The sequence below is a fragment of the Streptomyces sp. NRRL F-4489 genome (genome assembly GCF_001509485.1).
Taxonomy (GTDB): Bacteria; Actinomycetota; Actinomycetes; order Streptomycetales; family Streptomycetaceae; genus Streptomyces.
The window spans coordinates 48,608-70,095 of sequence record NZ_LLZI01000046.1; the positions used below are offsets into that span (position 1 = coordinate 48,608).

Annotated in this window: 20 protein-coding genes; 13 read left to right on the forward strand and 7 right to left on the reverse strand. The window is 74.5% G+C overall.

What is annotated here, in order from left to right; translation table 11 throughout:
• Window positions 1-17: 17 nt before the first annotated feature.
• A complete protein-coding gene (locus ADL22_RS06325; RefSeq protein WP_066974532.1) occupies window positions 18-449 on the reverse strand; it encodes a protein-tyrosine phosphatase family protein in 432 nt (143 codons plus the stop codon).
• Between the two features lie 332 nt (window positions 450-781).
• On the opposite strand from ADL22_RS06325, the gene ADL22_RS34525 reads away from it, so the two are divergent.
• From ADL22_RS34525 to ADL22_RS06355, 7 genes are all read left to right on the forward strand, one after another.
• Complete coding sequence (locus ADL22_RS34525) at window positions 782-1,066, forward strand: hypothetical protein (RefSeq protein WP_066974534.1); 285 nt, start codon at window positions 782-784, stop codon at window positions 1,064-1,066.
• Between the two features lie 235 nt (window positions 1,067-1,301).
• Window positions 1,302-2,528, forward strand: a complete 1,227-nt coding sequence (locus ADL22_RS36610) for a helix-turn-helix domain-containing protein (RefSeq protein ID WP_066974536.1) — start codon at window positions 1,302-1,304, stop codon at window positions 2,526-2,528.
• Window positions 2,525-3,028 carry a hypothetical protein gene (locus ADL22_RS06340; protein WP_066974538.1) on the forward strand — a complete coding sequence of 168 codons (504 nt, stop codon included), beginning with the start codon at window positions 2,525-2,527 and terminating at the stop codon, window positions 3,026-3,028. Before ADL22_RS36610 ends, ADL22_RS06340 begins: the two co-directional genes overlap by 4 nt.
• 397 nt (window positions 3,029-3,425) lie before the next feature.
• The gene (locus tag ADL22_RS06345; RefSeq protein WP_234430561.1) at window positions 3,426-5,366 is read left to right on the forward strand and encodes an ABC transporter ATP-binding protein; all 1,941 of its coding nucleotides are present in this window, start codon (window positions 3,426-3,428) and stop codon (window positions 5,364-5,366) included.
• A gap of 248 nt (window positions 5,367-5,614) precedes the next feature.
• Window positions 5,615-5,791: a hypothetical protein gene (locus ADL22_RS35660; RefSeq protein ID WP_199836228.1), complete on the forward strand. Its 177-nt coding sequence runs from the start codon at window positions 5,615-5,617 to the stop codon at window positions 5,789-5,791.
• A gap of 225 nt (window positions 5,792-6,016) precedes the next feature.
• Entirely contained in the window at window positions 6,017-6,346 is a 330-nt protein-coding gene (locus ADL22_RS06350; RefSeq protein ID WP_066974540.1) for a hypothetical protein, read from the forward strand.
• 119 nt (window positions 6,347-6,465) lie between these two features.
• Complete coding sequence (locus ADL22_RS06355; RefSeq protein WP_066974542.1) at window positions 6,466-7,587, forward strand: hypothetical protein; 1,122 nt, start codon at window positions 6,466-6,468, stop codon at window positions 7,585-7,587.
• 61 nt (window positions 7,588-7,648) lie between these two features.
• Here the strand turns inward: ADL22_RS06355 and ADL22_RS06360 are convergent, their stop codons facing one another.
• Window positions 7,649-8,254 carry an AAA family ATPase gene (locus ADL22_RS06360; RefSeq protein WP_079063882.1) on the reverse strand — a complete coding sequence of 202 codons (606 nt, stop codon included), beginning with the start codon at window positions 8,252-8,254 and terminating at the stop codon, window positions 7,649-7,651.
• Window positions 8,255-8,433: 179 nt separating this feature from the next.
• Here ADL22_RS06360 and ADL22_RS06365 point away from each other — a divergent pair, with 179 nt between their 5' ends.
• Window positions 8,434-8,790: a hypothetical protein gene (locus ADL22_RS06365; protein ID WP_066974544.1), complete on the forward strand. Its 357-nt coding sequence runs from the start codon at window positions 8,434-8,436 to the stop codon at window positions 8,788-8,790.
• Here the strand turns inward: ADL22_RS06365 and ADL22_RS06370 are convergent.
• The 3 genes from ADL22_RS06370 to ADL22_RS06380 form a co-directional block, all read right to left on the reverse strand.
• Entirely contained in the window at window positions 8,688-9,677 is a 990-nt protein-coding gene (locus ADL22_RS06370; protein ID WP_079063883.1) for a DMT family transporter, read from the reverse strand. The two genes, ADL22_RS06365 and ADL22_RS06370, sit on opposite strands and share 103 nt — an antisense overlap.
• Before the next feature lie 217 nt (window positions 9,678-9,894).
• Window positions 9,895-11,124 (reverse strand): NAD(P)/FAD-dependent oxidoreductase, encoded by a 1,230-nt coding sequence (locus ADL22_RS06375; protein WP_066974546.1) that lies wholly within the window; start codon window positions 11,122-11,124, stop codon window positions 9,895-9,897.
• On the reverse strand, window positions 11,121-11,441 hold the full coding sequence (locus ADL22_RS06380) for a bifunctional 3-phenylpropionate/cinnamic acid dioxygenase ferredoxin subunit (protein ID WP_066974549.1): 321 nt from the start codon (window positions 11,439-11,441) through the stop codon (window positions 11,121-11,123). Before ADL22_RS06380 ends, ADL22_RS06375 begins: the two co-directional genes overlap by 4 nt.
• Before the next feature lie 171 nt (window positions 11,442-11,612).
• Between ADL22_RS06380 and ADL22_RS06385 the strand changes: the two genes are divergently transcribed.
• The 5 genes from ADL22_RS06385 (at window position 11,613) to ADL22_RS06405 (ending at window position 18,697) form a co-directional block, all read left to right on the forward strand.
• Entirely contained in the window at window positions 11,613-12,470 is an 858-nt protein-coding gene (locus ADL22_RS06385; protein WP_234430562.1) for an IclR family transcriptional regulator, read from the forward strand.
• 233 nt (window positions 12,471-12,703) lie between these two features.
• A complete protein-coding gene (locus tag ADL22_RS06390) occupies window positions 12,704-13,789 on the forward strand; it encodes an S-(hydroxymethyl)mycothiol dehydrogenase (protein ID WP_066974551.1) in 1,086 nt (361 codons plus the stop codon).
• Window positions 13,786-16,299, forward strand: a complete 2,514-nt coding sequence (locus tag ADL22_RS06395) for a GcvT family protein (RefSeq protein WP_066974553.1) — start codon at window positions 13,786-13,788, stop codon at window positions 16,297-16,299. Before ADL22_RS06390 ends, ADL22_RS06395 begins: the two co-directional genes overlap by 4 nt.
• Window positions 16,300-16,400: 101 nt before the next feature.
• Window positions 16,401-17,561 carry an N-methyl-L-tryptophan oxidase gene (gene solA, locus ADL22_RS06400; RefSeq protein ID WP_066974555.1) on the forward strand — a complete coding sequence of 387 codons (1,161 nt, stop codon included), beginning with the start codon at window positions 16,401-16,403 and terminating at the stop codon, window positions 17,559-17,561.
• A 14-nt stretch (window positions 17,562-17,575) separates the two neighbouring features.
• Complete coding sequence (locus tag ADL22_RS06405) at window positions 17,576-18,697, forward strand: aromatic ring-hydroxylating oxygenase subunit alpha (protein ID WP_066974556.1); 1,122 nt, start codon at window positions 17,576-17,578, stop codon at window positions 18,695-18,697.
• A 32-nt stretch (window positions 18,698-18,729) separates the two neighbouring features.
• Here the strand turns inward: ADL22_RS06405 and ADL22_RS06410 are convergent, their stop codons facing one another.
• Both ADL22_RS06410 and ADL22_RS06415 read right to left on the reverse strand, forming a co-directional pair.
• Window positions 18,730-19,368 carry a class I SAM-dependent methyltransferase gene (locus tag ADL22_RS06410; RefSeq protein WP_066974557.1) on the reverse strand — a complete coding sequence of 213 codons (639 nt, stop codon included), beginning with the start codon at window positions 19,366-19,368 and terminating at the stop codon, window positions 18,730-18,732.
• Window positions 19,369-19,391: 23 nt separating this feature from the next.
• A complete protein-coding gene (locus tag ADL22_RS06415; RefSeq protein WP_066974559.1) occupies window positions 19,392-21,377 on the reverse strand; it encodes a heavy metal translocating P-type ATPase in 1,986 nt (661 codons plus the stop codon).
• Window positions 21,378-21,488 lie beyond the last annotated feature (111 nt).

Below are 21,488 nucleotides of genomic sequence, written 5' to 3' on the forward strand. Positions count from 1 at the left end.
CCGCAACACCGTCCTCGTCAGGTGGCGAAGCGGCGGACATACCGCTTCTGCCAGGGGGTCTCCACCGCGTGCCGGTCGTGGTGCCGGCGGACGAACGCGACCGCCTCGTCGGGCCGTACGCCGTCCAGGACGGCCAGGCAGGCCAGCGCCGTACCGGTCCGGCCGCGCCCGCCGCCGCAGGCCAGCTCGACGCGTTCGGCCGCCGCGCGCTCCCATGCCTCGCGCAGCACGGCGCGGGCCCGCGCGCGGTCGCTCGGCAGCCGGAAGTCCGGCCAGCGCAACCACCGCGCCTCCCAAGGGACTTCGGGCGGCTCCTTGCCCAGGAGGTACACCCCGAAGCCGGGCGCCGGACCGTCCGGCAGCGGATGGCGCAGGGCGCGGCCGCGGACCAGGCGGCCGGAGGGCAGCCGCAGGACCCCGGGGGCCGATGCGTCCCACATGTCGGTCATGCGTTCACCCTAGTGCGGGCGGCGGGGAGTTGGGGTATCCGCCCCGGATCAAGGGCGGCTTCGGAGGCCGAGGCGCGGGCCCGGGAAATCGAACGGCTGTGGGGCCGGGCGGTCGATTCGCAACTGGGAAGGCAACGGCAATCGCAATCGTGCCATTAACCGACTGTAGCGTTGGTGGTCGCTTCCGTGACGATGTACCGTCCCGGGACACGAGAGGGCCCTGGCACCGGTTCCCACGCCTCGCCAGGGCCGCTCCATCGCATTTCCCACTCGATCGCGGGGGACAGCTGTCCCCCGGCCGATCACTTCACCGGCACTCCGAGGAGGCCCAGTTGAAGCGGTACGAAGCTAACATCCCTCGCGGGGGCCCGGTTGAAACCGGGACCCGCCGTGACTTCCCCGTCAACGCCCGCGCCGGCGCCCGCAGCGGCGCCCGGATCAGCGTCCGGTGCGACCTCCGGCTCGCCGCCCCGCTGGGCGCGTTCCTGGCGATCCCGTATCTGGGGAACGTCCTGGTGCACGGGGCCGAGGCCCACTGGGCGCCTGTCGCGGCCGCGGCCGGGCTGGCCGTGCTCTGCCGCTCCCGCCGCCACCACCAGCCCCGACGCGCGAACTGACGCCGCGTCGGGCGCGCCCGGCCGGACCGGATGCGGCCCGGCCGGGCGGTGGCGCGGGACCCGGGCCCGCCGCGGCGCCGGATCGCCGTCCGGCGCCGCGGCGGGCCACCCGGCACGGCGCCGGGGCCGCCCCCGGCGCCCCCGCGGGCCGGAGGACGCCGCCCCGGCAAACCGCAAATCGCCCATTTTCGCGGCGAGTTCCCGGTGGCATATCCCCCCGGAAGGATGACGACTGATGACTCCCAAGGATCCCGGTCCGGTACCCTGCCCCCGGCCCGGCTGCCCGAACGTGGTCGAGAGCGGGACCGGCCCCGGGCGGCGCCGGATGTACTGCAGCGAAGCCTGCGGCCGGGCCGTCCGCAAACTCCGCAGTTCGCGCCGGACCCCGGACACCGCGGCCCACGACGCGGACGCGCTCCGCCTCGTCGACGACATGGCCGGCCGGCTCGACGTCCTGCGCACCCACATACGGGCCGGCGACGCGCTTGCCGGGCTCCGCCAGGTCGTCGAGCTCACCAGCGACCTGGAATGCGTCACCGCCGCCGTGGTGCGGCAGGCCCGCGACCGCGGCCACAAGGGCCTGGCCATCGCCGCCGCGCTGCACATCAGCGTGGACAAGGTCGGCCGGGCGTACACCAAGGACCGCATCGTCCGGAAGATGACCCAGCGCCGCGGGCGGCGGGCGCCCGGCCCGGCCCCCGTCCCGGGAGGGATCCCGCGCCAGGCCGGCCGGACCGATCCGCCGGCCCCCGCCGCCCGCCCCGACCAGCCGCCCGGCCGGCCGAATCCCCCGGCGCCCGCCGCCCGTCCGGACGGTGAGCCGCGCCGGGCCGCCGCCCCGCCGCGGCGCGCGCACCCGGGCGGCGAGGGCGGCTCGGGCCGCGGCGGCGAAGGCGGCGGCCGGCCCGGAACGGAGAGCGGACCACCGGGCCAGGACCCCGGCACCGCACTCGCCTCCGCGCTGTCCCACCTCCAGCGCACCGGCGGCACCACGCTCCGCGGCCTGGCCGCCGAGGCCCGGGTGAGCGCCTCGTACATCTCCCGGATCCTCTCCGGGGAACGCAGCCCCTCCTGGAAGGTCACCCGGCGGATGGTGCACGCCTGCGGCGGCGACCCGGAAGCGATCCGTCCGCTGTGGGACGCCGCCCACGGGCGCCGACCGGCCCGCGCCGGGAGCCTGCACGCCGCCCTGCGCGGGCTGTACCTCTCGGCCGCCTGCCCGGCCCCCGAGCAGATCTGCCGCACCAGCGGGAACGCCCTGACCGCGGGGGAGTTCACCGGGCTGCTGCACGGCTCGCTGGTGCCCGACTGGGAGACCGTCGGCGCGATCGTCGGCGCGCTGCGCGGCCGCCCGGACGACATCCGGCCCCTGTGGGACCACGCCCGGATCGGCCAACTGGCCCGCGCCACCACCGGGTTGGTGCCCGAGCGCCGGACCCCGCGCGCCGAGGCGTTCGGATGACCCGGGCCCCGGTCCGCCGGCCGGCCGTCACCCTGCCGCCCGCCTTCGAGGCGTTCTGCGCCCTGTACTGCGAACGCTACTTCGGCTACGCGCTGGCCCATCTGCCGGAGCCGGCCGCCTCCCGGGTCCTGGGCGAGGCCATGGGCGAGATCGCCATCCGCTGGGCCGACCTCGTCCGCCGCCCCAATCCGGCCGCCGGCGCCTGGGCGCTGGTCAGCGCCCGCATCCGGGAGCGCGGCGGCGGCCCTGATAGCGGGAACCCGGCGGCCCGGCGCCGGCCGGGTGTGTTGCGCCAACCCGCCCTGGAATACGACGCGTTCGTCCTCCACGACCTGGCGGGCCACTCGGTGGAGGAGACCGCCGAGGTGATGGGCGAGGAGGCCAGCCGGGTCCGCTACGCGCTGGCGGCGGGGCGGAACCGGGCGCGGCGGAGGGCGGTGGCGGCCGGGCCTCCGGGCCGGGCCGCCGGGCCGGCCGCCCGCAATACCCCGGACGAGTGACCCGAGCTGTTCGAGTGGCCGGCGGTGGGCGGAGGGCAGGCGCTCCATGGGCTTCCGGCAGACCGGGGAACGTCTGTTCAGGATCTGCCCCCGGATCACCCGTTACGGGGTCCGGAGTGGGCCGTTCTGTAGGGCACCTGTACCCATTGCCCGCCTCGGCGGCGGAGCGCGCCGCACGGCGGACCGCGCCCCGGTGCCGTTCGAACGGCGTCCCGGCGGCCGGTCCGGGCGCGGCGCGCGGTTGACACCGGCGGTCCGGCGCGGCCCGGGCACGACCGGACCGGGCGGACGGCGGGCGCGATACGCGTGAAAGGGGTCAACTGCCGTGACAGCCAAGAGTGTTGGCGGGACACGTCGTAGCTGGAAAGGGAAACGGAAGCCGGAGCCTGAGCCTGAGGTGGCGGCGGACTCGTATCCGTCCGCCGCGGAGGAGTTGCGCTATATCGACCAGACCGGCAGCCGGGAGCGGGCCGCCCGGCAGATCCGGCTGATCGACATGGCGCGCCGGCTGCCGCGGCTGGTGCGGCGCTCGGTGGCGCTGGCCTGGCGGACCGACCCCCGGGCGGCGCTGGGGCTGCTGCTCTGCCAGGTCGCCTCCGGCGCGATGCAGGCGCTGGGCCTGCTGGCGGTGAGCGGGACGATCACCGCGCTGCTGTCCGGCGGGGACCTCTACGGCCGGCTGCTCGGGGCCTGGCCGTCGGTGGTCCTGCTGGCGGCCGCCGCCGGGGTGCGGGCGCTGCTCGGCATCGTCGTCGCCTGGCTGTCGTCCCGGCTCGGGCCGCAGATGTCCCGGGAGGCCGAGCTCCGGCTGCTGCGCGCGGTCACCGAGGTCGAGCTGTCGGCGTACGACGCGCCGGGCTTCACCCACCGCAAGGAGGCCGCCGACCGGGGCGCCGAGATCGTCCAGGACCTGGTGGGGGAGGGCCAGGACCTGATCGCCTCGGCCGCCTCGCTGGCGGCCGGCGCGGGTGTGCTGACGGCGCTGCACCCCGCGCTGCTGCCGCTGCTGGCCCTGGCCAGTGTGCCGCAGGCGGTGGCCCAGATCAGCGCCGCCCGGGTGCGCTATCTGGCCCGGCTGCGGGCCGGCGGCGACTACCGGCTGCTGTCGATCCTGCGCTGGCACGTCTGCGACCGCTACGCCGCCGACCAGATCCGGGCCGGCACCATGGCCGGCTTCCTGGCCGGCCGCTACCAGCAGATCACCGAGCGGATCAACCGCGCCGACCGCCGGGCGGCCAACACCGGGGCGCGGATGTCCCTGGTGGGCGCGGTCTGCGGCGGACTGGCCTCGGCGGTGGTCTGGGCGGCGGTGGTGTGGCTGCTGGCCACCGGCCGGATGAGCGTCGGCCACGCCGGTACGGCGGTGTTCGCGCTCCAGACGGCCGGAACGGCGCTGCGCGGCCTGGTCACCGGCGGCGCCCGGATCATGCGCACCGGCCTCTACATGGACGACTGGTCGCGCTTCCTGGAGGAGGCCGGCGGCTTCCGGATGCGGCGCGGCACCCTCGTCCCCGCCGCCCCGCGCGAGATCCGCGTGACGAACCTGGTCTTCCGCTACGAGGAGGCGGCCCAGGACGCGCTGCGCGGCGTCTCGTTCACCCTGCGGCGCGGCGAGGTCGTCGCGCTCGTCGGCTACAACGGCAGCGGCAAGACCACACTGGCCAAGCTGCTGAGCGGCCTCTACCTGCCCACCACCGGGGAGGTCGCCTGGGACGGCGTACCCACCGGGGACCTCGACCCGCAGGCCATGTGGGAGCAGGTGGCGCTGGTGCCGCAGGACTACGCGCGCTGGCCGCTGACCGCCCGGGAGAACATCACCCTGGGCCGGCCCACCGAGGGCGGCGACGCCGATGTCCACGCCGCCTGCGCGCGGTCCGGCGCCGACGAGGTGCTCGCCGAACTCCGGTCCGGCCTCGACACCGTGCTGGCCCGCGACTGGCTCGGCGGCCAGGAGCTGTCCGGTGGGCAGTGGCAGCGGATCGCGCTCACCCGGGCGTTCCACCGGCCGGCCGGTCTGCTGGTCCTGGACGAGCCGACCTCCGCGCTCGATCCGCTCGGCGAGCACCGGATCTTCGCCGGCCTCCGGGAGATCGCGGCCACCCGGGCGGTGGTCCTGATCACCCACCGGCTGACGAACGTCGCGGTCGCCGACCGCATCCTCGTCCTGGACAAGGGCGAGGTCGTCCAGCACGGCACCTTCCCCGAACTGGTCGCCCGGCCGGGCCTGTTCCGCGACCTCTGGGCGTACCAGCACACCCGGGAGACGCGCGGGGCGGATGCGTCCGGGGCCGGCCTCCTCCTCGGCGACGAAGCCGGACCGGACACACGCCGGACGTGAGGCGGCCTGCCCGGCCATGGGCTACCGGGTCGGTCACGGCCCGGTAGCCGGTGCCCTGTGGCGGGTGGGCCTTCGGGGAATTTGCAGGGTCGCAATAGCGAAACTACGGAGAGCTGACTTTCGGTCAAGTATGGCCGACAGGCCGACGGACCCTTACCCAATGGCACACGTTCCGTAATAGGTTGTCCACCCAGCGCAGTCGGCGGGAACGGCCCGCCGCGGAGATCTGTCCGTCCACGGAGGAACCGATGCCACAGGGAACCATCGTGCTGTTCAACAAGAGCGACTGTGTGGGCATCATCGCCGACGAGCACGGGGTCAAGCTGCCCTTCTCGGGCATGGAGACGCAGACCACCGACGTCGGCCAACAGGTCATCTACGACGTGCACGGCGCGAAGGCCACCAACGTCATGGCCATGCGCTGACGTTCCGGCGGCCGCGGACGGCACCACCCCCAGGCCGTCCGCGGCCCCTCACTCCGGCTACCGGCCCGGAGCCTCGCAAGGCGGTGGTGGGGGCCGAAACGTTGGCGTTGCTGACGCACAGCCGGTGGGACGGCCGCATGCTGCGGTGCGCGCGCTTGACCTCAAGTCCGGTTGAGCTTCTAGGTTCTGGGGTGCGCCCATGTCGACGTACCCGAGAGGAATGCCATGAGGACGCTGGTACTGGGAAGGACGCCCGCCAGGGTGGCGGATGTGCTGGCCACGCTGCGCGCGGACGGCTTCGAGGCGGCGGGGGTGAGCACCGACGAGGAGGCCCGGAAGTTGCTGGAGTCCGAGGAGTTCGGGGTGCTGATCATCGGCGGGGGTGTGGAGCCGGACTCCCGCGCGGCGATGAAGGAGCTCGCGGCCGAGCGCCGGGTGCGGCGGGTCATCGACGGCGCGCTGACGGAGCCGTTCGACGCCTACGTACGGCGGGAGTTCGAGCCGCTGATCCGGGAAGCCGCCTCCCAGCGGGAGCCGGGCAGCGCGCATATGTGAGGGACAGAAGGCTGGAAGGCTGGTACATCCTCAGGTATCAGGGTGGTATCGGGTCGCATATGCGGTCGGTGGCTGGTTTACGATCTGCCGCGGCGCGACGTCGTCCACAGCGAGTGGGGATGTCCATGGTGGGGTTCGAGCAGATGTCGGCGGCGGGGTCGGAGGTCGTGGCGGGGCGGCGGGGTTTCCTGCGCCTGTCCGCGGGTGCGGCCGGTGCTGTCGGGGCGGGTGTGCTGGGTGTGCCGGTGCTGTCGGCGTGCAGTGCGGAGGCGCCCGGGAAGGGCGCGGGGAAGGAGACGGGGGACAAGGCGGCGGGGAAGCCGGGGAGCAAGCCGAAGGACGGTTCGCTGGTGCGGCTGATCAGCGTTCCCACCGTCCGGGACGGCGGTCTGTACGACGTGCTGCTGCCGGAGTTCGAAGCGAGGAGCGGATACCGGACGCGGCTGACGGTCGCACAGGACGTCTACGGGCCGGCCCGCGCGGGGCAGGCCGACATCGTGCTGTCCCACTTCGGGCACAGCGAGGTGGACACGTTCGTGACGGGCGGGTACGGGAAGTGGCCGCGCACGGTGCTGTCCAACCTGGTGTGTCTGGCCGGGCCGGCGTCCGATCCCGCCGAGGTGCGCGGGCTGACGGACCTGGTGGTGGCGTTCCAGCGGATCGCGCGGTCGGGCCGGCCGCTGGTCGTCAACAACATCGACGGGATGACGTACCTGGCGAAAACGACCGCCCTGGCCGCGAAGGTGCCCGAGACGATGTTCCTGGACAAGGGGCTGGCGAAAGGGGACGCGATGGACGCCGCCGCGGCGGCCGGCGGATACACCCTGTGGGGGCTGACGCCGCTGCGGAACTACCTCCGGGACAAGCGGCTCGACCTGGAGCCCCTGGTCCTGGGCGACCCGACCCTCCAGCGCGTCATGGTCACCATCGTGGTGAACCCCGCGAAGGTGCGCGGTGTGAACGAGGCGGGTGCCACAGCACTGCAGGACTACCTGCTGTCGCCGCAGACCCAGGCCAAGATCCGTGCCTTCCGCATCCCGGGGATCGACGAGCCGGTGTTCTGGCCGGCCGGCCGCGACAACCAGAGCGAGTTCCTGCCGGGGTCGCGGCAGGAACCTTCGCCGGCGCAGGGTGAGCGGGCCGGGAACGGCGGAGGCGGCGGGCACGGGAACGGCGGCGGCCACGGGAACGGCGGCGGGGACGGCAGCGGCGGAGGTGCGGGGAAGGGGGGCGGGAGCTGAGCGGGCGGCTCGGGCTCGCGGTGCCTCTCCGGGCGGCGGGCCGGTCTCCGTCCGCCGGCCCTCACGCCACCGCGCCCTCCGTCCACGCGCGGTCCAGGATCGTGTCCACCGTTTCGGAGACGGTCTGGCGGGAGGTGTCCAGCCACAGTCCGAGGTCGCGGGGGGTCTCCTCGCGCAGCAGGCGGTCCAGGTCCGCCACGCTCCAGTCCGGGCCGTACGCGGTCTTGGGCCGGCCGGCCTCGCGGGCGGCGACGGTCTCCGGGGCGGGCAGCAGGGCGACCACGGCGAGCGGGCGGGTGGTCAGGTCGGTGGTCATCCGGGTCAGGTGCTCGCCGAGGAGGATGTCCTGCACGATGACGGTGAAGCCGGCCCGGGCGTACTCGTCCGCGCACAGCGCGGTCAGCCGGTGCCGCAACCGCAGTTGGGCGAGGGCCTCTTCGTGCGCGTCCGGGGTCATGGCGGCCCGGCCGCCGACGATATTGCGCCGGAAGCCGTCGCCGCGCAGATGCACGGACCGGGGCAGCCGCTCGGCGAGTGCCTGCGCCACGGTGGACTTGCCGGCGGCCTGGATGCCGGTGATCACCACGACTCCGGGGGACAGCCAGGGGCCTTGCGGGGTGATGCCCCGGGGAGCGGGGGCGGGGGATGCGGCGGGGTGCGCGGTCATGGCGCCGATTATGGTGCGGGGGCCGGGCCGTGTCCGGTGATTTCCGCCAACGGCCGCCACGCCCGGCCGCCTTCGTTCCCCTGGCGGCCCCGCTCCTCCCCGCCGTCCGCGCTCTCCGTATGCTCGACGCAACCGGATCGAACCGGCCGGGCGGACCCGGCGGAGAGAGGACGGCGGCCATGGCGACCACGACGCCCCCCTACGAGGACCACTGGATCACCTGCACCGAGGACGCGGTGCGGGTGCGCGGCTATTACTTCCCCTGGGGCACCAAGACCATCCCGTACACCAAGATCCGCGGCGTGCGGCGGCGGGAGATGGGCATGCTGACCGGCCAGGGGCGGATCTGGGGCACCGGGCACCCGCGCTACTGGGCGAGCCTGGACCCGGAGCGGATGAGCAAGTCCACCGCGCTCATCCTCGATCTGGGCCGTTACGTCCGGCCGTTCCTCACGCCGGACGATCCGGACGCGGTGGAGGCCGTGATCCGGGAGCGGGCCGGGCTGCCCGCGGCGGAGGACGGCGACGGCCGGTAGCGCGGCCCCCGGCCGGCCGGGAGCGAGACCACGACCAGGCCGCCGAGCAGCAGCGCGGCCCCGCAGGCCGCCACCGCGGTCGGCCGCTCGCCGAGCAGCGCGATGCCGAGCAGGGTCGCCACCAGCGGTTCGGCCAGGCTCAGGGTGCCGGTGGTGGCGGCGCTGATCCGGGTCACGCCGCGGGTGAAGAGGAGGTAGCCCAGGGCGGTGGTGCCCAGCGCCAGCCAGCCGATCAGCAGCAGGGCGCGCGGGGCGGCCAGCCCGCCGGGTGCCACCAGCAGCCAGGGCGAGACCAGCAGCCCGGCGCCCAGGACGCTCACCGGCGCGGCGGCGCGGGGGTCGGCGCCGTGGCGGGCGAGCCGCCGGGTGGCCGTGATGTAGAGGCCGAAGGCGGCACCGGCCACCGTGCCGAGCAGGACGCCGGGCACGTCGGCGTGCGCCGCCCCCGCGGGCACCAGCAGCAGCGCGATCCCCGCGACCGAACAGACCGTGCCGCCCCACCACTTGGCGGTCATCGGTTCGCCGCCGAACCACCGGGCGCACAGCCCGGACACCACCGGTACCGACCCGAAGGTGACCGCGGTCGCCAGCGCCGCGCCGGTCCGCTGCACCGCCTCCAGGAAGCAGACCTGGAAGGCGGCCGTGACCAGGACACCGACCACCAGCCAGCCGCGGGCCCGCGGGCGCAGCAGGGACCGCAAGCCGGCGGGCCGCGCGGTGCACAGTCCGAGGACCAGTCCGCCGAGCAGCATCCGGCAGGCGCCGAGGCTCACCGGTGACACCCCCGTGTCGGCCAGGAGTTGGGCGGGGCCCACGGTGCCCCACAGCACCGCCGCCGCCAGTACGGGCGCGATGCCACCGAGCCGGTTCCCGCCGTCCGCCGTCATGGTCCTCGCTCCGACGTGCCGGGCAGGATCCGCAGTCCGTACCACTGCGGCGGAGCACCCGGCGAGCCACCTTGCGCCTGACGGTAGCGGCCGGGGGACGGCCGGGCGCATCGGGTGAAGATCCCAACTTCCAGGCGAAACAGGGGTGTTGGGTGGTGGATTCGTACGGTGAGTGGGCGGGCCGGACAGACCCGCGGGCCTGCCGCCGGGCCCGCGCTCAGCCGGCAGAGGCCGGCACCCCGGCCCGGGCCAGTTCCCGGCGGTGGCGCTGGAAGGGCCGGGGCCGGTTGACGGCGAGGACGGCGGTGGGGCGGCCGGCGCGTTCGTAGCGGGCGAGGAAGCTGCGGTCGTCGGGGGAGCCCTCGATGATGCGCGGGGTGTCACCGGGCGCGCGGTGGCCGGCGAACTGGATGCGGACGCCGTACTGGTCGGACCAGAAGTAGGGGAGCGCGCGGTGGGTGCGGACGGTGCGGCCGGCGAGGAGGTTGTGGACGGCGGTGGCGGCCTGTTCGGTGGCGCTGGTCCAGTGTTCGGCGCGGACGCCGGCCACCTCGGCGACGTCGCCGGCCGCCACGATTTCCGGGACGGGGGTGGCGCAACCGGCGTCGCAGCGGATGCCGTCGCCGAGCGGCAGGCCGGAGCCGTCCAGCCAGTCGGTGTGCGGGCGGACGCCGATGGCGGTGAGGACCACATCGGCGGGCAGCAGGCGGCCATCGGTGAGTTCGACGGCGGTGACGCGGTCGGCGGCGGTGGCCTCGTCGTCGGCGGTCGCCCGGTCGCCGGCGGTGCGCAGTGCCCGTACGCGGGTGCCGGTCAGCAGCGTGACGCCGTGGTCGGCGTGCAGGGTGGCGCACAACTGGGCTATTTCCGCGCCCAGTTGACGGGCGAGCGGTACGGGGGCGGCCTCCACGACGGTGACCCGGTGGCCGAGGGCGGCGCACGAGGAGGCGGCCTCGGCGCCCAGAAAACCACCGCCGATCACCACGACCCGCACCGGGCCGCGGGTCAGTTCGGCGCGCAGGGCGCGGGCGTCGTCCAGAGTGCGCAGGGTGTACGAGCCGGCCGGCGCGGGGCCGGGGAGCCGGAGCGGGGCGGCGCCGGTGGCCAGGACGAGACCATCGGTGGTCAGGGTGCGCCCGGTGTCCAGGCGCACGGCGCGGTGGCGGAGGTCGAGGCCGGTGGCGCGGGTGCCCAGCAGCCAGTCGGCGTCGAGCGCGGTCAGCTCCTCGGCGTCGGTGAGGGCGAGGCGGTCCTCCGCGTCCTCGGCGGCCGAACTCCCCTCCCCGGACGGCGCCGTGAGGAAGTCCTTCGACAGCGGCGGGCGGTCGTACGGCGGATGGGCCTCCTCACCGACGATCGTCAGGCGGCCGTCGTAGCCCTGCGCGCGCAGGGCGCGGGCGGCGTACAGACCGGCCAGGGAGGCTCCGATGACGGTGACCGACTTCATGCGGCGGTGCCTTCCTCGGCGGTGAGGTGGACGTAGACCGTGCCGTCCTCGACCGTCACGGGGTGGGTGCGGACCGGGCGGCGCGCGGGCAGGCAGGTCGGGGCGCCGGTGCGCAGATCGAATGAAGCGGCGTGCAGCGGGCATTCGACCAGACACCCCTCCAGCCAGCCGTCCGAGAGCGAGGCGTCCTGGTGGGTGCAGGTGTCGTCGATGGCGTACAGCTCTCCGTCGGCGTTGAAGACGGCGATCGGAGGGGTGGTGTCGAGGCGAACGGACTCGCCGGCGGGCAGATCAGCGAGTTGGCAGACGGGAATCACTGGGCCCCCACTGTTACTGTTCGGTACTCTTGAGTTTCGCAATCCGCACGACAGAGCGTTATGCGCAACAGAATCCAGCGGGGGACCCGACGCGTCAAGCGGGTCCCCGGGAAAGACCGGCCCGATCGGGCCGCTGGACGGTGGCAGCGAGCTGGGTGGTGACAACGGACCATGACGGATACGGCCAAGGCGGAGGGGCCCGCGGCGGAGCAGTCGGCGCGCAAAGCGGACCGGACGGCGGCGCACGGCACCGGCGGAAAACCGCCCAGAGGCGCCGCGAGCGCGGTGCAGTCGGTGGACCGGGCGGTCACCGTCCTGGAGATCCTGGCCAGACTCGGCGAGGCCGGGGTGACCGAGATCGCCGATGAGCTGGGCGTGCACAAGTCGACCGCGTTCCGGCTGCTGGGCGTGCTGGAGCACCGCGGGCTGGTCGCCCAGGAGCAGGAGCGCGGCAAGTACTACCTCGGCGCTGGGGTGTTGCGGCTGGCCGGCGCCGCGGCCGTACGGCTGGACATCTCCCAGGAGGGCGCCGCGGTCTGCCGGACGCTCGCCGACGAGCTGGGCGAGACCGTCAACATCGCGGTGCTGGAGAGCGATGCCGCGGTCAACATCATGCAGGCCCGCGGCCCGGCGTCGGTCACCGCGCAGAACTGGCTCGGCCGCCGTACCCCGCTGCACGCCACCTCCAGCGGCAAGGCGCTGCTGGCGTACCAGCCGCGGCCGGTCCAAGAGGCCGTGCTGTCACGGAAGTTGCCCCGGTTGACGGACCGGACCGTCACCTCGCCGGTCGAACTCCGCGATCAGCTGGAGGAGGTGGTCGAGCGGGGTTTCGCGGTGGCGGTGGAGGAATTGGAGCTGGGGCTGCGCGCGGTCGCCGCCCCGGTGCGGGCGCACGACGGCTCGGTGATCGGCGCGATCAGCGTGTCGGTGCCGGCGTACCGGCTGGACGAGGAGCGGCTGCCGGAGGTGGTCAAGCGCACGGTGGCGGCGGGCGAGGAGCTGTCCCGGCGGATGGGGTACGCCTGTTGAGGACGGCCAGGAAGGTACGGCCGGTCGGGCGCGCGCCCGTCCGGTGAGCGGGGCCGGGTCTTCGGATCCGGCCCCGCCGCCGTATGCGCGGTTCGTGCGCGGCCGTGCGCCCGCCGGTGTCGCGGATCGGTCGCGGCGGCCGGCGCGCACCTCTTGACGCTGCCGAGACGCCGTTCCCAGTATGTCTCCCATCGCGCAACCAGTCGTGCTCTGCGCAACACTGAGGGGTAGGCATGCCACACCGAGTCCATGCCGTCGTCGCGGCGGAAAAGGGCGCACCCGTCGGTCCCCGGACGATCGTGGTGCCCGATCCCGGTCCCGGAGAAGTCCTCGTCGCCGTCCAGGCGTGCGGCGTCTGCCACACCGATCTGCACTACCGCGAGGGCGCGGTCGGCGACGCGTTCCCCTTCCTGCTCGGCCACGAGGCGGCCGGGACCGTCGAGGAGGTCGGCGACGGCGTCACCGGCCTGGCCGCCGGCGACTACGTGGTCCTCGCCTGGCGCGCCCCCTGCGGCGACTGCCGGTCCTGCCGCCGCGGCCGCCCCTGGTACTGCTTCGACTCCCGCAACGCCGCCCAGCCGATGACCCTGCCGGACGGCACCCCGCTCACCCCGGCGCTCGGCATCGGCGCGTTCGCCGAGAAGACGCTGGTCGCCGCCGGCCAGGCCGTCAAGGTCGATCCGTCCGCCCGCCCCGAGGCGGCCGGGCTGATCGGCTGCGGGGTGATGGCCGGCTACGGCGCCGCCGTGCACACCGGCGCGGTCGGCAGCGGCGACACCGTCGCGGTCATCGGCTGCGGCGGGGTCGGCAACGCCGCCGTCGCGGGCGCCTCGTTCGCCGGCGCCCGCCGGATCATCGCCGTCGACATCGACGAGGGCAAACTCGACGGCGCCATCCGCTTCGGCGCCACCCATACCGTCAACTCCCGCCGCACCGACCCCGTCGAGGCCGTCCGGGAGCTGACCGGCGGCCACGGCGCGGACGTCGTCATCGACGCGGTCGGCCGCCCCGAGACCTACCGCCAGGGCTTCTACATGCGCGACCTGGCCGGCACCCTCGTCCAGGTCGGCGTCCCCGAGCCGGGCATGACCGTCGAACTCCCGCTGACCGACCTCTTCTCCCGCGGCGGCGCCCTGAAGGCGTCCTGGTACGGCGACTGCCTGCCCAGCCGCGACTTCCCCGTCCTGATCGACCGCTACCTCAGCCGGCGGCTGGACCTGAACGGCTTCGTCACCGAGACCATCGCCCTGGACGAGGTCGAGGCCGCCTTCGACCGGATGCGGGCCGGCCGGGTCCTGCGCTCGGTGGTGGTCCTGTGACCGCCCCGCTGACCGACCCCCGCGAGGCCCGCGTGGTCATCATCGGCGCCGGTATCGTCGGCTGCTCGCTCGCCGACGAACTCACCGCCCGCGGCTGGCACCACGTCACCGTCCTCGACCAGGGCCCGCTGCCCGCCCCCGGCGGCTCCACCTCGCACGCCCCCGGCCTGGTCTTCCGGACCAGCCCGTCGAAGACCCTGACCGAGTTCGCCGCGTACACCGTCCGGAAGTTCGGCGCGCTGCGCGTCGACGGCGCGCCCTGCTTCCTCCCGGTCGGCGGCCTGGAGGTCGCCACCACCGAGGCCCGCTGGGCCGATCTGCACCGCAAGGCCGGACTGGCCGCCTCCTGGGGCGTGCGCGGCCGGCTGCTCGACCCCCAGCAGTGCCGGAAACTCTGGCCGCTGCTCGACGAGACCCGCATCCTCGGCGGTTTCCACACCCCCGACGACGGCCTGGCCCGCGCGGTGCCCGCCTGCCGCGCCCAGATGGCCCGCGCCGAACGCCGCGGCGCCCGCTTCCTGGCCCGCCACACCGTCACCGGCATCGAACGCGCCGCCGGCCGCGTCACCGGCGTCGTCACCGACCGCGGCACCTTCCCCGCCGACCACATCGTCTCCGCCGCCGGCTTCTGGGGCCCGGTGATCGGCGCCCTCGCCGGTGTGGACGTCCCCCTGCTGCCGCTCGCCCACCAATACGCCACCACCGAACCGCTGCCCGAACTCGCCGCCCCCAACAGCCCGGACGGCGGCCTCCTGCCCGCCCTGGACGACACCGGTCCCGGCCAGGAGGCCGCCCGCCCGATCCTCCGCCACCAGGACCGCGACCTCTACTTCCGCGAACACCTCGACGCCACCGGCGGCCGGCTCGGCATCGGCTCGTACGCCCACCGTCCGCTCCCCGTCGACCCGTTCACCGTCCCCGCCTACGACGACGCGCCCGCCATGCCGTCCGCGCTGCCCTTCACGCCCGAGGACTTCGCCCCCAGCTGGCGGGACAGCGCCGCCCTGCTGCCCGCCCTCGGCCGCTCCCGGATCGCCCACGGCTTCAACGGCGTCTTCTCCTTCACCCCCGACGGTATGCCGGTCCTCGGCGAATCCCGCGCCCTGCGCGGCTTCTGGCTCGCCGAGGCGGTGTGGGTCACCCACTCCGCCGGCGTCGCCCGCGCCGTCGCGCAGTGGATGACGGACGGCCGCCCCGCCATCGACGTGCACACCTGCGACCTCACCCGCTTCGAGGACGCCCAGCGCTCACCCGCGTACACCGAGCAGCGCGGCGCACAGAACTTCATCGAGGTCTACGACGTCCTCCACCCCCTCCAGCCCATCGAGCAGCCCCGCCCGCTGCGCACCAGCCCCTTCCACCCCCGCCAGCGAGAACTGGGCGCGTACTTCCTGGAGTCCGGCGGCTGGGAACGCCCCCACTGGTACGAGGCCAACGCCCCGCTCGCCAACGGCATCCGGCTGCCCGAACGGGACGCCTGGTCCGCCCGCTACTGGTCCCCGATCGCCGCCGCCGAGGCCGCCGCCACCCGCGAACGCGTCGCCCTCTACGACATGACCCCGCTGCGCCGCCTGGAGGTCACCGGCCCCGGCGCGCTGGACTTCCTCCAGTGCATGACGACCAATCAGCTCCGCAAGAAGCCCGGCTCGGTCACCTACACCCTGCTCCTGGACGAGGCCGGCGGTATCCGTTCCGACCTCACCGTGGCCCGCCTCGGCCCCGACCATTTCCAGATCGGCGCCAACAGCCCGGCCGACCTCGACTGGCTGCTGCGGCACGCCCCGGACGGTGTGAGCGTTCGGGACGTCACCTCCGGCACCTGCTGCGTCGGTGTCTGGGGCCCGCTCGCCCGCGACCTGGTCCAGCCGCTGACCCGCGACGACTTCTCGCACGACGCCTTCGGCTACTTCCGGGCCAGGCACACCTACCTCGGCCACGTCCCGGTCACCGCGCTCCGCGTGAGCTACGTCGGCGAACTGGGCTGGGAGCTGTACACCACCGCCGACCTCGGACTGCGCCTGTGGGACACGCTGTGGGAAGCGGGGCAGGCGCACGGTGTGGTCGCGGCCGGGCGCAGCGCGTTCAACAGCCTCCGCCTGGAGAAGGGCTACCGTGCCTGGGGAGCCGACATGACCACCGAACACCACCCCTACGAGGCCGGCCTCGGCTTCGCCGTCCGCCCCGGCAAGGGCGACTTCACCGGCCGCGCCGCCCTGAGCGGCCTCGACACCGCCCCCCTCACCCGCAAGCTCACCTGCCTCACCCTCGACGACCCCGCCGCCGTCGTCCTCGGCAGCGAACCCGTCCTCCTCGACGGCGCCCCGGCCGGCTATGTCACCTCCGCCGGCTATGGCTACACCATCGGCCGCTGCATCGCTTATGCCTGGCTGCCGGCCGCCGCCGCGGTCCCCGGCACGGCCGTGCACATCGAGTACTTCGGCAAGCCACTGCCCGCCACCGTGGCCGAGGAGCCGCTGGTGGATCCGGGGAGGGAACGCATCCGCCGCTAACGCAACTGCCGTGCGGGGTATGGCCGTTGGTCGTCCCCGGCCTGCTCCCCGCCAACCCCTCCGCACCCGCCCCCGTACGACCGAAGGAGCCGCACAGCCTCATGGCCCCCACCTACGACGTCATCGTCCTCGGCCTCGGCGGGATGGGCAGCGCCGCCGCCCACCACCTCGCCGCCCGCGGCGCCCGGGTCCTCGGGCTGGAGAAGTTCGGGCCCGTCCACCACCGCGGCTCCAGCCACGGCGGTTCCCGGATCACCCGCCAGTCCTACTTCGAGGACCCCGCCTACGTCCCGCTGCTGCTGCGCGCCTACGAGCTGTACGGCAAGCTGGAGCGCGACACCGGTCGGCCGATCGCCACGCTCTGCGGCGGGGTGATGGTCGGCCGCCCCGACAGCCGCACCGTCCGCGGCAGCCTGGCCTCCGCCCGCCAGTGGGACCTCCCGCACGAGATGCTCGACGCCCCCGAGATCCGCCGCCGCTTCCCAACCCTCGCCCCCGCCGCCGACGAGGTCGCCCTCTACGAGGCGCGGGCCGGTTTCCTCCGCCCCGAGAACACCGTCGCCGCGCACCTCCAGCTCGCCGTCCGGGACGGCGCCGACCTGCACTTCGAGGAGCCCGCCACCCGCTGGGAGGAACTGCCCGGCGGCGCCGGCGTCCGCGTCCACACCCATGAGAACGCCTACACGGCAGGGCAGTTGGTGATCTGCCCCGGTGCCTGGGCGCCGGACCTCCTCACCGACCTCGGCGTCCCCGTCAGCATCGAACGCCACCTCATGTACTGGTTCGCCCCTGAGGGCGGCACCGCGCCCTACACCGCCGACCGCCACCCCATCTACATCTGGGAGGACCCCCGCGGCGTCCAGATCTACGGCTTCCCCGCCATCGACGGCCCCGGCGGCGGCGCCAAGGTCGCCTTCTTCCGCAACGGCACCGCCTGCACCCCCGACACCATCGACCGCACCGTCCACGACCACGAGGTGCGCGCCATGGCCGACCAGGTGGCCCCGCGCCTGCCCACCCTCCCCGGCCGCTTCCTGAAGGCCGCCACCTGCATGTACTCCAACACCCCGGACGAACACTTCGTGATCACCCGGCACCCGGCGCACCCGGACACCACCACCGTCGCGTGCGGATTCTCCGGCCACGGCTTCAAGTTCGTCCCCGTCGTCGGGGAGATCCTCGCCGACCTCGCGCTCACCGGGACCACCGCGCACCCCATCGATCTCTTCGACCCCCGCCGCCGCGCCGCCTCACCCGCCTGACGAGGAGAGCAGCCATGACCACGCCCAGCCTGATCCGCACCCTCCCCGGCCGCAGCTACACCGACCCCGGCCTCTTCCGGCGCGAACAGGAGCTGATCTTCGAACGGCTGTGGATCTGCGCGGTCCGCACCACCGACCTGCCCCGGCCCGGTGCCTTCCGCACCGTCCGCGTCGGCCGGGAGAGCGTCCTGATCACCCGCGACCGCGCCGGGCGGCTGCGCGCCTTCCTCAACGTCTGCCGGCACCGCGGCGCCCAGCTGTGCACCGAGGAGTCCGGCACCGTCCGCCGCAGCCTCCAGTGCCCGTACCACGCCTGGACCTACGATCTGGACGGCCGGCTGATCGCCGCGCCCAACCTCCAGCGCATGCCCGACCTCGACCGCACCGAACGCGGTCTGGTCACCGTCCCGCTGCGGGAGTGGCTCGGCTATGCCTGGGTGTGCCTGGCCGACGACCCGCCGTCCTTCGAGGACACCGTCGTCGGCGCGGCCGCCGAGCGGCTGGGCGACGCCGCCGCGCTGGACCGCTACCGCACCGAGACCCTGGCCCTCGGCCGCCGGATCGACTACGACGTCCGGGCCAACTGGAAGCTCATCGTCGAGAACTTCATGGAGTGCTACCACTGCGCCACCATCCACCCCGAACTCACCGATGTCCTGCCGGAGTTCGCGGACGGCTACGCGGCCCAGTCCTACGTCGGCCACGGCGCCGCGTTCGCCGACGAGGCGGAGGGCTTCACCGTGGACGGCAGCGCCGGTTTCGGCCGCCTGCCCGGGATCGAGGACAGCCAGGACCGCCGCTACTACGCGGTGACCATCCGCCCGCAGGTCTTCCTCAACCTCGTCCCCGACCACGTCATCGTGCACCGGATGTTCCCGCTCGCCCCCGACCGCACCCGGGTCGCCTGCGACTGGCTCTACCTCCCCGAGGTCGTCGCGTCCGGCGCCGACACCGCCAAGTCCGTCGAACTCTTCCACCGCGTCAACGCCCAGGACTTCGCCGCCTGCGAGCGCACCCAGCCCGCCATGGACTCCCGCGCCTACCGCGACGGCGGCGTCCTCGTCCCCAGCGAACACCACATCGGTTCCTTCCACGCCTGGGTCACCGACCGGTTGTCGGGCGACGGCGGCGTCTGACGGAACGGGCCGGGGGCGCGCCGGGCGGGCCATCACTGTGTCGCCCGCGTCCTCCGCTCGTTGCGGAAGACCAGGAGGTAGCGCCAGAAGAGCAGGCGGCGGACGCGGCAGTGCGGGAGTTCGGCGGCGGCGCGCTTGCGGATGGCGGCCAGGGGCATAACGGGGTCCGCGACGGGAGCGGACGGGGGTTGGGGGCCGGCGCCGGTGAGGCGTTCGCGGAGGAACGTCATCAGGCGGCAGACGGCGTTCAAGGGAGAGGCCGCGAGGGCGGTGAGGTAGTCGGCGGGGGTGGTCTCCTGGTAGCAGCCCAGGATCACCAGCACCCCGCCGTCCGTCAGCGCCTCGCGGAGCTTGCGTACCGTCTCGAATGGGACGTGGTGGATGCTGGCCAGGCACGCGATGTAGTCGTAGGTGCCGGGCGGCAGCGACACCCGCCCGATGTCCGCCTGCTGGAAGGTGAGTTCGCCGGGCAGGGCGAGCGGGGCGGCCTGGGCCCGCGCGGCGGTGATGACCTCCGCGTCCGTGTCGATGGCGTCCACCTCGATGCCCCGGGACGCCAGCTTCCGGGCGAACGCCCCGGTGCCGCAGCCCACATCGAGGGCGCGCCGGCACCCCGCCGGAAGCTCACGCAGCAGCAGGTCGTGGTAGTGGTCGTTGTGATTGAACGGCACGGGATCATGATGGCATTGGCGGCCTATTCATTCCCTGCCGGTGCCGCGGCCCGGCGCCAGGCGGCCTCGCGGAGCAGCCGCAGGCCGTTCAGGCCCACGATCACCGTGGAGCCCTCGTGGCCCAGGACGCCCAGCGGCAGGGGGAGTTCGCCGACCAGATCCCAGACCACCAGGCCGGAGATGAAGACCGAGGCGATGACGAGGTTCTGCACGACCAGCTTGCGGGCGGCGCGGGAGAGGCGCACCACGGCCGGTACGGTGGCGAGTTCGTCCCGGACGATCACCGCGTCGGCGGTCTCCAGCGCGAGATCCGAACCGGCCCGGCCCATGGCGACACCGGTGTGCGCGGCGGCCAGCGCCGGGGCGTCGTTCACCCCGTCGCCGACCACCAGTACCCGGTGGCCGGCCGCTTCCCGCTCCCGTACGGCGGCGACCTTGTCCTGGGGCAGCAGCCCGGCCCGGACGTCGGTGATACCGGCCTCGGCGGCGAGCCGGGCGGCGGCGCGGGGGTTGTCGCCGGTGAGCAGGGCCGGCGGCCGCCCGGTGAGGGCGCCCAGCGCGGCCACCGCCGGGGCGGCGTCCGGGCGCAGCCGGTCCGCGATCCCGAGGACGCCGACCGGGGCGCCGTCCCGCCGCACCAGCACGGCGGTGTGACCGGACTCCTCCAACTCGGCGACAACGTCGGCTAGTTCGGGGCTCGCCGGGTCGCCCTCCGTCAACAGGCGGGCCGGAGCCCCGACCTCGATCAGGGCGCCGCCGACCCGGGCCCGTACGCCCGTGCCGGGGGAGGAGGTGAAGTCCTCGGCGGCGGGCAGGGCGCCGTCGCGGGCGCGGGCGGCGCCGGTGATCGCGCGGGCCAGCGGGTGCTCACTGGGGTGTTCGGCGGCGGCCGCCAGGGTCAGCAGCGCGTCCTCGGACAGCCCGGTGCCGGGCAGCGGCCGGATCGCGGTCACCCGGGGCGTGCCCTCGGTCAGCGTGCCGGTCTTGTCGAGCGCGGCCGCGTCCACCTGGCCGAGCCGTTCCATCACCACCGCCGACTTGACCAGTACGCCGTGGCGTCCGGCGTTGGCGATGGCCGACAGCAGCGGCGGCATGGTCGCCAGCACCACCGCGCACGGCGAGGCGACGATCATGAAGGTCATGGCCCGCAGCAGCGCGCCGGTCAGATCCGCGCCCAGCAGCAGCGGCACCGCGAAGACGGCCAGGGTGACGGCGACCACGCCGACCGAGTACCGCTGCTCGACCTTCTCGATGAACAGCTGGGTCGGCGCCTTGGTCTCGGACGCCTCGGCGACCATCGCCACGATCCGGGCCAGGACCGAATCCGCCGGGTCCCGTTCGACGGCCACCCGGAGCGCGCCCAGGCCGTTGAGGGTGCCGGCGAACACCTCGTCGCCGGGCTCCTTGGCCACCGGCAGCGGTTCGCCGGTGATGGTGGCCTGGTCGACCTCGCCGGTCCCCGCCACCACCCGGCCGTCGGCGCCGATCCGCTCACCGGGGCGGACCAGGATCGTGTCGCCGACCGCCAGCGCGGCGGTGGCCACCGTCTCCTCGCCGCCGTCCGCGGTCAGCCGGGTGGCCGTGGCGGGCGCGAGGTCGAGCAGCCCGCGCACCGAGTCCTGGGTGCGGGCGGTGGCCAGCGCCTCCAGCGCGCCGGAGGTGGCGAAGATGACGATCAGCAGCGCACCGTCCATGACCTGGCCGATCGCCGCCGCCCCGAGCGCCGCGACGATCATCAGCAGGTCGACGTCGAGGGTGCGCTCCTTGAGCGCCTGGAGCCCGGCCCAGGCCGGCTCCCAGCCGCCCGCCGCGTACGCGACCGCGTACAGCGGGCCCCAGGCCCAGGCCGGCGCGCCGGTGAGCTGGAGGGCCAGTCCCAGCAGGAAGGCGAGGGTGGCGCAGGCGGCCCAGCGCGCCTCGGCCAGCGCGAACACCCGGGTGCGGCGGACGGCGGTCCGGGGGGTGGCGGCGGCCGGCGGCGCGGGCCGCGAGGTGGTGGCAGCGGGCATGGCGGAACGACCCTCCACGGGCAGGGGACGGCGGCAACACCCCTCACCGTACAGGAACGAATGAACAACTCTTCATCTAATCCGTGATGTGGATGCCCGGACTCCTAGGAT